Annotated in this window: 1 protein-coding gene; it reads left to right on the top strand. The window is 63.3% G+C overall.

From position 1 onward, the window contains the following. Positions 1-460: SOS response-associated peptidase family protein (locus tag J5M71_RS28175; RefSeq protein WP_207838888.1), on the top strand; the 460-nt coding region annotated here is incomplete at both ends.

The raw sequence follows: 460 nt of genomic DNA, 5'->3' as shown, positions 1-460 counted from the left end.
GTGCGGAAGACTCACGCAGTACCGTGGGATTCACGATTTCGTTGCGGTGCTGAGCATCCCCGATGCGTTGATCAATCACGTCGGCGATGCGCCGCTCAATCGCTACAACGCAGCGCCCACCACTGCGCTGGCGGTTCTGCACCAGCACGAACAGGCCATTCATGCCGACAATCTGCGCTGGGGCTGGCGGCCGCATTGGGCCAAGGATCGTGCCCCGCCCATCAACGCACGGGTAGAGAAAGTCGCCCACGGCGCGTTCTTCCGGGCGATCTGGCGGCAGCGGCTGATCGTTCCGGTCGACAATTGGTTTGAGTGGGTTGATAGCGGGGAAAAATCCCGACAGCCCTGGTTGATCCGTCGGGCGGATCAGGCTCCGGTCTTCTGTGCCGGTATCGGCCAGTTTCCGGCACCGGGGGTTGCGCCGAGGGAGGACGACGGGTTCGTCATCATCACCGCTGAC

The organism is Pseudomonas sp. 43(2021) (assembly GCF_017490805.1).
In the GTDB taxonomy this organism is placed as follows: domain Bacteria; phylum Pseudomonadota; class Gammaproteobacteria; order Pseudomonadales; family Pseudomonadaceae; genus Aquipseudomonas.
Note: the sequence above shows the minus strand (reverse complement) of the source record. Positions and strands in the feature narration are given on the sequence as shown.